The organism is Streptococcus mitis (assembly GCF_946190325.1).
Lineage (GTDB): Bacteria > Bacillota > Bacilli > Lactobacillales > Streptococcaceae > Streptococcus > Streptococcus mitis_CF.
The window spans coordinates 43001-54282 of sequence record NZ_CAMHZR010000009.1; the positions used below are offsets into that span (position 1 = coordinate 43001).

The 11282-nt window shown below is 39.4% G+C and carries 4 protein-coding genes; all 4 read right to left on the reverse strand.

Annotated elements, in window-relative coordinates; all coding sequences use genetic code 11:
* Window positions 1-4: 4 nt before the first annotated feature.
* The gene (locus tag N8M95_RS08750; RefSeq protein ID WP_049510316.1) at window positions 5-826 is read right to left on the reverse strand and encodes a hypothetical protein; all 822 of its coding nucleotides are present in this window, start codon (window positions 824-826) and stop codon (window positions 5-7) included.
* 239 nt (window positions 827-1065) lie between these two features.
* On the reverse strand, window positions 1066-8226 hold the full coding sequence (locus tag N8M95_RS08755) for an SIALI-17 repeat-containing surface protein (protein ID WP_261117043.1): 7161 nt from the start codon (window positions 8224-8226) through the stop codon (window positions 1066-1068).
* Window positions 8227-8606: 380 nt separating this feature from the next.
* Entirely contained in the window at window positions 8607-9464 is an 858-nt protein-coding gene (locus N8M95_RS08760; RefSeq protein WP_308696785.1) for a bifunctional methylenetetrahydrofolate dehydrogenase/methenyltetrahydrofolate cyclohydrolase, read from the reverse strand.
* A 157-nt stretch (window positions 9465-9621) separates the two neighbouring features.
* Window positions 9622-11282, reverse strand: a 1661-nt coding sequence (locus N8M95_RS08765; protein ID WP_261117044.1) for a MucBP domain-containing protein, incomplete at its 5' end; no start/stop codon positions are given.

The window sequence follows — 11282 nt, forward strand, 5'->3', positions numbered from 1 at the left end:
TCAACTATCCTTTATCTGATTGTTTTAAAACAACTTGATAGACTTTCTTAGTCCACTCTTCTAAGTCTTCTCCAGCATAGTCAAGATAATGCACCCTATCTTGTATTTTAGTTGGAATAATATTTTCAAATTGGCTCTTATTATGAGTTGGAATAATACAAATATACAACTCACTAAATAAATTCAACATGTCCTTAATTTTTGCAACATGGTAGCCATCAAAAATATATCCAGTAACTTTAATCAAATCTGTATAGATAAAATGAAAACTCACTCCAGGAATAAACTTGTCTTGTAATTCTTTCTCTGAAGGAGCTCGACCTAATAAACGCTCCATCGCTAATCGATAACCAGAACTTGTATTTGACCACCCTAACATGACATAGTCAAAATAATCTATCGGATCCGATGCAGCATTTCTACTATCCAAAACCAACTCCTCAGCATCTCGCCCAAAGGCTTTCACAGCAGATAAGAGCTGACCTGTTTTAAAGATAGAAATCGCTACATCTATAGTCGTAGTATGACTACAGTAGTCCGAAGTCACTAACCTCTTATGTAGATCATAAGTCGAGGCTACTCTTTTATCTGTAGGGGTAAATGGTGGCAGAAAGTGATGCTGACAGATGTAATCTAAAATTTCTTTTTTTAAACAAGAATCAGCACATTCAATACTTGTTTGACGTTTATGAAGTTTTTCGTAAGCTATAAATTTAGCAATTTTTTCTAATTCCCACTCTTGAATATTTGGATAATCAATTAGTGCTAAGTAGTATATTCCATCCCATTGTAAACTATATTCCCCATTATAAATTTTTAAAATCATCTAATCACCTCACTCCATTATACAACAAAAAGGTACCCACCTTGCAGTTTGGATTACTATTTTTCTGTCTAACTTTTGGGGCACAATTCACCTCTCTTGCTTACACCTATATAAAACTGGAGAAGACCATGATTGTCTTCTCCAGTTTTTAGATGCCATCAACTTACTATAGTTGAAAAAGAAAGCAATTTTTAATCATCGACTAATATCTACAAATAGGAAGTCATTAGACGCACAGACTAATCCTCTTTGCGTTTTACAGTTAATAAAGCTGCTGACAAGGCCAAGGTAACACCTGCCAAGAAAATAGCTGTTTCTGACTGTTTTTCACCAGTTTCTGGCAATCTCTTGTCTTCCTTGACAACTTGAACTGGTGCTTCTGAAGTCTGAGCTTTTTCTAACGAATTAAGCTTGAACTCTGGTTTTTCTACTGTAGGAGCTGGTTGATTCCCTACTGTAGCTAGAATACCACGGTACTCTGGAAGTTTATGTTCTAGAGCCATTACAGCATTAACACCACCCTTAAATTCAGGTTTCTCAACACTTGGTACTGCTTGATCTCCTACTGTAGCTAGAATTCCTGTGTATTCTGGAACTTCATTGACTGCTGCTTCTACAAAGTTAGCACCACCTTTGAATTCTGGAACTTCGTTCACTGCTGCTTCTACAAAGTTAGCACCGCCTTTGAACTCTGGAACTTCGTTTACTGGCGCAGGTTCCTCACCCTTACTATTTGAAATAGATGGTTTTACTCCTACTTCAATAATACGATCTTGAGCTTTTCTTTGTTCAGAATGAACAAGAGTTCTAGTAGTTCCCAAAACTTGAATATAGTCAACTTTTTCTCCATCTTGTCCTTCAGAAACTATACGACGTTGACCTTGAGCAAGCTCAGGGATTTCACGAATAACTTCTTTAAACGGAAGTGGAGTCTTTTCAATTTCCAAGCTTGGAACTTCTGCGACTAAGTTCTTAACGCCTTCTGTCGGTGTTGTTTGGAAGGTAGACTTAAAGTGTAAACGATATTCTTTCACCAAATTTCCTTCTTTTGAAACAAGACGAACCAGTGTTGGAAGATTTGTATTTCCATAATCCACTACCGTGACTACTCCATGTCCACTAGTTGTCGCAGTGACTTTTGGTTTAGTTCCCATTGTTGTTAGGGTGTACTCTGTCACATTTGGATCAAAGTTTTCCAATGATTTTCCATCGATTGAAATAGTCGCTGATGGTGTTTCGACTTCTGCTCCCTTGCCTGCAGAGTAGGCTGTAAATTCGACTACTGCTAGACCGTTAGTAGTAGACTTACGAGTCATTCGAGCACGAATAGCTGTCGCTTGAACCGGTTCAAAGTTAAACTCGATTGGTTTTCCAGCTACTAATTCTCCAGAAGCTTTATAAGGAATTGGTTCCCAATTTTCTGCCTTGTTGAATGGATGGTCAGCATTTTCTTCATAACGAGAAATCGTACTTGGTTCTGTAAAGGCAGGGCCAATATATCTTTCTAGAACCATTTTCTCTGGGGCATCTGTTCCACTATCTTTAAAGAACTGAATGGCTACTCTTCCAATAGATTGGGAGGCAATTTTACCGTCTTTCTTAAAGAGTAGTCCGACAGAAGTTTCTTCATTTTTTGGAGTACGAGACCAGTTTGTCCAACGTCCATCTTCATTGTATTTTCCATCATTGATATAGAAAATTCGATCATGTGAAGCTGCTTGTGTATCATTCGTTGTCGAAGCAAAGGCTTTAGAATCCGTTTCATTGTTGCTTGGATTTTCTGAGATGACTTGATTTCCTTTAGCTACAACTGTCACCTGCATTTTAGTCGTTAGATTTGTACCAATGACATGACCGGTAATTTCAAATGTTCCCTCATGCTCTGTCACATGTTCAGGAATAGCATCCCACTTCACTGCAAGTTTAGCAGTAGTCCAAGTAGTTGAAGTTGGATAATAAACAATTACCTCTGAAGGAAGTTGAAGATTGTCTCCAACGTTCAAGATTTTAGCACTATTTTCTGCAGCAAGAGGTTGACTATTTTCTCTCTCATCATTGCGGAAGATTCGATATTCTTTCAATACCGTACCATCTTCTGCTTTTAAGATGAGACGTGTTGCACCTTTTGGACTAGTTGCAGGCACAACTGTTACCAAACCATTATTGCTAGCTGTTGCAGTGATTTCTTTGCTAGATTGAGGAATATAGTAATCAGTCTTAGATGGATTAAAGTGTTCAAGATCCTTGCCATCTACCTTGATAGAAATCTCTGAACTTGTAGAGCTTAAGACCTTATTTCCAAGGACAGTTAGCTCTGTCAGACCAACACCTGATGTTCCATCAGCCTTCTTCATACGAACACGAACAGCATAGGTTTCTACCTTGTCAAATGTGAAGTGATTTGTTTGAGTTGCAGACAGCTGACTTGGAGCATGTAAGTTTTCAACTGCTTTCCAATTGTCTGGATTATTAAATGGATGATTGCTATCTCGTTGCGCATGACTGACATCACTTGGTAAATCAGGAATTTCTTTACCTACATAATATTCAACTACATATTCTTTTGGAAGACCAATTGCTCCATCAGTATAGAAATCAACCGACAAATTGTTGACAAAACGTTTCGTCAAGTCTCCTGAATTACCAAATAAGATAGAAGCCCAGTCATTATCAGTATTTGTTCTCCAAGTAGTCCATCTATTTTTAGCATCTGTTGGCGTTCTTGACACAGTTAGGTCGTTCAAGGTATTAGCTGAATCATCTCCTCCTGTATTGGATACAATGGCAGCTGGCAATTGTGACCCTGTCCATTGTTTAGAGATATTATTTCCAGCAACAACTTGACTAGATACTCGAACATGAGCTTTAGTAGTCAGATTGCTACCCACTATACGACCATTGATTTCATAGACTCCTTCAGTTTGACTAAAGTTGGCTGGAACCTGATTCCAAACTACATCTTTATAGATAGTTGTTCCGTTAGAATGGTAAGCACGAACATTAGCTGGCAATTGAACTGACTCACCCTTAGGAAGAGTAAGGCTGATTTCCTCTGCAACTTGTAAGCCTTCAACTGTCACCGTTGCTTGAGCTTCAATGTCTGTGCCTTCTACATGTCCTTTAAGCGTAAAGCTATGATAATGTCCCAATTCTTTTTCGTCTACCTTGTCCCAAGTTACAGATACTTTGCGTGGCAAGCCCTTATCAAATTCTGCCCCAACTTCTTTAGGTAGATTCGGTTGCTGATTAATGTCTGTAGAAACAGATACAGGATGAAGTTTCACAACCTTCTTGCTGACTTTATTTTCTTTAATCACCACTTCAGTAGTTACAGATTCTGTTTTCTCTGTTTGATTATCGATTCGAGGTGTCAAAGTCACTCTTCCCTTAGTATAGAGCAATAGATTCTGACCATTTACCTCAAGATGCCCACCATCAGATGATTTAGCTTCTAGGTGAATATCTGAAGCTGAAAATTCTGTTTGAGAACCATCCTCATAACTACCAATGACACGATAAGTTAAAACCTGATCTTCAGTAGCAGTTTCTTTTCCTTCCACAACTACTTCCAAACGTTTCAAGGCAGGAGCTTCCTTCACAAACTGAATTAAATAAGTTTGAACCAAGTCACCCTTTTGGTCACTCAAGAAGACAGAAGCCTGATAACCATTATCAGCAGAAGCTTGCTGAACAGTTACTTGATAACCAGTAGTCTGAGCTCCAACACTTGGAATTGTTCCAGTGTAAGGAAGGGACACACGATAATAAGTCTTGCCAGACTCGAAGTTATCAAGAGTTTTATCCCCAACAGTAAGTCCTGTAATGCTACTTGTTGTTTCCTTACTGCTTGCGATAAAGGTTGCCGTAACTTCATGACCATCATCTACTAATTTACCAGTAGCTTCCGTACGACCACCTTCTTTTGTCAAAGCAGCAGGATCTTTCAAGGTCCAAGAAACAACATCAGTATCAATCAAGCTACCATCTGTCAAAACAGCTGTGACCGTTTTATCCAAATCTGCTGCAGCCGTACCAACTGGTACTGTAGCAACTTTTGGTAACCATCTATCTAAGGCAATCACTTTTACAAGTGCCTCAGCTTTGGTTTCCAAACCTTCTACACGTCCAGATACTTTTTTCTCACCTGCACTTGTAAGCAAGTCAGCTGGCATGTCCCATGTTACAGCCTTTTCCTCAACACTACCGTCGCTATAAATAGCTGTTACTGTTTGAGGCAATTCAGGATTTGTAGTCACATCAGTTGTTGCTTTTACAGGAGCAAAGGCTACAAAGTGACGGTTTTCTTTCTTACCAGACACAGTTGCGACCGTTGCGCTATCAGAAGTTAAGCCAGCAGAATCTGCATAAAGAGTAAATTTACCTTCTTTTTCTGTTGATTTTACAATGACAACCCCTTTACCATTGAAAGCACGTCTTTGCCATGTCCCATCTGCTTGAGCTTTGTAGCGCTCACGGCTAGCTTGTTCTCCATTATCGACCCCAACAATTTGTCCCTGACCATGAAGATTGAAATGAACAAGATTATTCGCTGTCGGAACCACATTCCCATCGCCATCCACAATCTCATAATGGATATAAGATAGGTCTTTACCATCTGCTGTGATGACATGCTCTTCTTTAGTCAGACGAACCCTTGCTGGCTCCCCAGCAGTTGTCACACTATCACGCGCAATTTCGTTGCCATTTTCATCTCGAGCAATCGCAGTCAGTGTGCCTGGTTGGTATTTTACAAGCCACTCAAGATACAATTCACTTGGCTTAGCACCCTCATGATATGGACGTCCGTCTTCTGTCCTTTTCTTGGTATATTCCTTCTTACCAAGTGACTCTCCATTTAAGAATAATTCGACACTTGCAGCATTTGAGAAGGTACGAACCGGAACCTTTCCATCGACCAGCATCTTGCGATCCTTAAGTGTCTCTTCAGTCCAGTTCCAATGTGGTAAAATTCGGACAGTTGGCTTTTCTTTAGCACTATACCATTCACTACGGTAAAGGTAAAAATCATTCTTCGGTAAACCAGCCGTATCGATGATACCAAAGTAAGAACTTTTTACAGGTGTATTATCTTGGTTATGCCATGGAGTTGGTTCTCCGATATAGTCAATTCCTGTCCAGATAAATTGTCCAGCATAGCCAGCACGATCACGGTCAAAAGTCCATGACTCAGTAGCTGTTCTTCCCCACCCAACACGGTCGTTACCATAATCAGATTGTTCATAGTGACGATTTGGACGGTTATCGTGTCCAAGGATTTGAGCAGGATTGTAATAAGAATCACGCGTTCTAGTAGCTGAAGAGGTTTCAGAACCATAAATGAGCCAGTCTGGATGCGCTCTACGAACCGCATCATAAAAACGTTCACCATAGTTCATACCGACAGCATCCATAATTTCTGCGAGTTTCAAGAAATCACCTGTCGCTGCACGACTAAATTTATTTTCACCCATGGTGACATAACGTTCAGTATCAATAGCCTTGATAATAGCCTTCAGACGTTTAGCTGTCTCGATAGAACGAGGACTACCATTTGCCTCTTCCACCTCATTTCCAAGAGACCACATTACGATAGACGGATTGTTCTTATCACGTTCTACCATTGTTCTAAGATCAAAATCAGACCACTTCTCACCCTTCTTAGCTTCAGGATGAGTTGCATCTTGATCAAAGAACCGTCCATAGTCATAAGTCTTCTTGCCACCATACCAAGTATCAAAAGCTTCCTCTTGCACCAAAAGACCTAAACTAGCTGCAGCATCAAGCAACTGAGGACTAGCTGGATTGTGGGTTGTTCGAATAGAGTTAACCCCCATATCTTTCAAGAGTTTTAATTTACGATAGGTAGCCTTATAATTCTCTTCTGCACCCAAAGCTCCATTGTCATGGTGAATACTTACTCCGTGGAATTTCATGCGTTCACCATTCAGAGAGAAACCATCCTTAGCAGTCCAATTGAAATAACGGTAACCAAATGTATCTTCTGTTACATCAACTAGTTGACCTTCTTTATAAACCTTTGTTTTCAGCACATACAGTTGAGGATGATAACTTTTTGTCGTCCAAAGAGTTGGTTTATTAACTAGGATTGTTTGTCTGAAATCTGCAACTTCATTTTCTGCTAAATTCTTCGTTTCAGAGCGAACTAATTCTGATACAACCTTGCCTTCCTTAGTGAAAATCTGTTGTTCCACAAAGACTTTAGCAGCCTTCTTATCCGTATTTTTAATCTTACTTTGAACCTGTGTTTCAACATTTCCTTCTTTTTGCTCAGCAAGTTTTGGAGTAGTGATATGATTACCATTTTCGGCAACATGCACTTTATCACGATAACTAAGGGTTACATCACGATAAATTCCACTTCCTGAATACCAACGACTACTTGGTTGTTTATTGGTCACTTGAACAGTGATTGAATTTTCACTACCATCCTTGTTTAAAAACTTAGTGATATCATAAGAAAAATGATTATAGCCACTTGGATAATGGCCAACAAATTGACCATTTACATAGACCCTAGAATCCATGTAAACACCGTCAAAATTGATACGTACATCCTTGTTCTTATCAGCTTCATTAACTGTGAACGTTTTGCGATACCAAGCCGTTCCACCATTTAACTGTCCACCTTCGTTTCGAGCAGGAGACTTATGATCAAAATCAAAATAAATACTCCAATCATGCGGAAGATTCAATTTAGACCAATCATGAACATCAACATCTTTTTTTGAAAAATCGCCTTGGACATTTAGTTTAAAATACCAATCTTTATTAAAATCTTGTTTTCGCTCCGATAATAGCTGTTTTTCCTTTTCAACTTCAGCTTTGTTTGACTCTCCAGACAATGCTTGTAATTTTTCAGAAGAAGGTTTGATCTCTGTGTCTGCTTTCACTTGGTCCTTTTCAGAAGTTTTTTTAGAATCCTCTTTTACTTCTGTTCCAGCTGTTACTGCAGATTCAACAGGCTTTGGATTTGCCTCTTCAGATTTCTGTTTGTCCTCAGCTTTGTTTCCTTCTTCTACTTTATTTGGAGTTTCCACTTTAGGGCTAGTCAATTCATGACTACCCTCATTAGCAGGTCTAGTAGGTTCTGTATCCTTAATCACCTTGTCTTCTGTCGACTCAGCTTTTGGTTTTACAAACTCACGCCCACCATGCTCATCAGCCTTTGCGATTGCAGCTGCCACATCATCTGGAAGCTTATCTAAAGGCTGAGCTTGATGAACAATTGTTTCTTCTGTTTGAGTATTGGATGAAGCCACCTCCTCAGCTTGTACAGCTGAAATACCAAATATACTGGCCCCAATCATTACAGATGCCGCACCTATTGCAAATTTACGAATGCTATAATGACAACGTTTATCAAAAAGTCTTTTGTTCATTAAAATCCTCATTTCTTTTTCTTGATACAAAGTAAGCGTTTACTTTATTTTAAAAAACGACCTCCTTCTGAATACACAAACACGTACCAAGTTCGATAATATATTTTATATATTGAATATATCAAAACATACCTAAAATTGCAATTATTTTCCATAAATTTAACCTAATAAAATAGTATACAGGATAAGTTCATTCAAAAGGAATAAGTGCAATGAAAGTAGCTTTCTATTCTAGACTCTTTCCAATACAAATTTCATTCCATTAATGGCATTTTCATACTTCAAATTTATAGTTGATGGACTCATATCATTATATACTGCATTCATTTACATACACTACATAAAAAGAAGGCAAAACATTTTTTACCTTCTTTTTTCTCTTATTTTCCATTCAATGTTCGAAGGGCTGCCTGATAGGTTTGCTCCATTAGCATGGTAATGGTCATAGGACCGACACCTCCAGGAACTGGCGTAATATGGCTAGCAAGTGGGGCAACTGCCTCATAATCCACATCCCCACAGAGCTTGCCATTTTCATCTCGGTTCATCCCAACGTCAATGACTACCGCACCTGGTTTGACAAAGTCAGCAGTCACAAACTTGGCGCGGCCGATTGCTACTACGAGAATATCTGCTTTAGCAGCCACCTTGGCAAGATTATGAGTCCGTGAGTGAGTCAAGGTTACTGTCGCATTTTTGGCTAAAAGAAGCTGGGCCATGGGTTTTCCAACGATATTGGAACGACCGATGACGACCGCATTTTTACCTTCCAAGTCAATCCCATATTCATGAAACATTTCCATAATTCCTGCAGGTGTCGAAGGAATCATGACTGGATGACCTGACCAGAGACGTCCCATATTTAAGGGATGAAAACCATCCACATCCTTTTCTGGGTCAATGGCTAATAAAACCGCCTCTTCATCAATATGTTTTGGCAATGGTAACTGGACCAATATCCCGTGCCATTCTGAATCTTGATTGTATTTAGCAATTAAGTTTAACAATTCCTCTTGGGTAATGGTTTCTGGAACTCGGACTACTTCACTACGAAAACCAGCTGCAAGGGCAGAACGTTCCTTATTTCGAACGTAGACTTGGCTGGCAGGGTTGTCCCCAACCAAAATCACCACCAAACCAGGTACTAAACCTGTTTCTTCCTTTAATCTTGCAGTCTTTTCAGCCAGCTGTCCTTGTAACTTAGCTGCTAGAGCCTTCCCATCAATAATCTGTGTCATATCACTTCTCTTTTCTTTCAAATATCTTCCATTATACCAAAAACTGTTAGTCCCCTCTAACACTTCTTTCCTAGGCAATCCTATAGTTTCAAACTATAAGAAAAAGGAGCGGATATTCCATCCAACTCCTTATTCTTATTAGAAAATCTAATTAGATTTAATCTTCTTTTTTCTTACGAGCAAGAAGTCCAAACCCTCCTAGTGCTCCAAGAAGTCCGAGTGATGCTAGACTAGCGTTAGCTTCTGTACCTGTGTTAGGCAACTCTTTTTGACCTTCAACATATTTAGGTGTTTCTTGTTTAGAAGGTTTAGAAGGTTGAGCTGGTTTAGCAGGTTTTTCTACTTCCCTAGGATTTGGAACATAGTTAATTGGAGTGTCCTCACCTGGGTTAGTTGGAACATTTGGTACTTCATATCCTTTAGTTGGATCGTTCGGATCAACTGGTTTCAATGGTTGACCGTTTCCATCAACAGGTGTGTATCCTGGCACGTACGGAAGAACTGGTTTATCCTTGCCTGGTTTGGTTGGATCTGTTGGATCGTTTGGATACTTGATTGGGTCTGTTGGTTGACCTGGGATGTTTGGTACCCATGAACCAAGTGGTTTGTAAACATAAGTTACTGTTGAACCATCTTTACCAATCTTACCTTTCGCTTCTCCATCTACACGAACAAGAACATACCCCTTGATAACTTTTCCACTTGTAGCGTACTCATCGCCTACTTTACCTTCTGTAGTCTCTGCAGGAAGAAGGTCTTTGCCTTTTTCATCTACATATTTAACTACTAGGTTAGCTTTGTTCGCTACATAGTTGATTGGAGTGTCCTCACCTGGGTTAGTTGGAACATTTGGTACTTCATATCCTTTGGTTGGATCGTTTGGATCTACTGGTTTCAACGGATTACCGTCTTTATCCTTAGGTGTGTAGCCTGGTACATATGGTACTACTTCAGTTGGTTGTCCCGGTTTTGTTGGATCTGTTGGATCATTTGGATACTTGATTGGGTCTGTTGGTTGACCTGGGATGTTTGGTACCCATGAACCAAGTGGTTTGTAAACATAAGTTACTGTTGAACCATCTTTACCAATCTTACCTTTCGCTTCTCCATCTACACGAACAAGAACATACCCCTTGATAACTTTTCCACTTGTAGCGTACTCATCGCCTACTTTACCTTCTGTTGTTTCTGAAGGGATTAGGTCTTTGCCATTTTCATCTACATATTTAACTACTAGTTTAGCTTTGTTTGCTACATAGTTAATTACTGTATCTTGACTTGGATCTGTTGGGATGTTTGGTACTACATATCCTTTTGATGGATCTTTCGGATCAACTGGTTTAAGTGGGTTGCCATCTTTATCTTCTGGAGTGAATCCTGGAACGTATGGTAACACTTCTGTTGGTTGTCCTGGTTTTGTTGGATCTGTTGGATCATTTGGATACTTGATTGGGGTTGTTGGTTGACCTGGGATGTTTGGAATCCATGATCCGATTGGTTTGTAAACGTATGTTACTGTTGAACCATCTTTACCAATCTTACCTTTTGATTCTCCATCTACACGAACAAGTACATAACCCTTAATAACTTTTCCGCTTGTAGCGTACTCATCGCCTACTTTACCTTCGGTAGTTTCTGCAGGAAGAAGGTCTTTTCCTTTTTCATCTACATATTTAACTACTAGGTTAGCTTTGTTCGCTACGTAGTTGATTGGTGTATCCTCACCTGGGTTAGTTGGGACACTTGGTACTTCATATCCTTTAGTTGGATCGTTTGGATCAACTGGTTTCAACGGATTACCATCTTTATCTTCTGGAG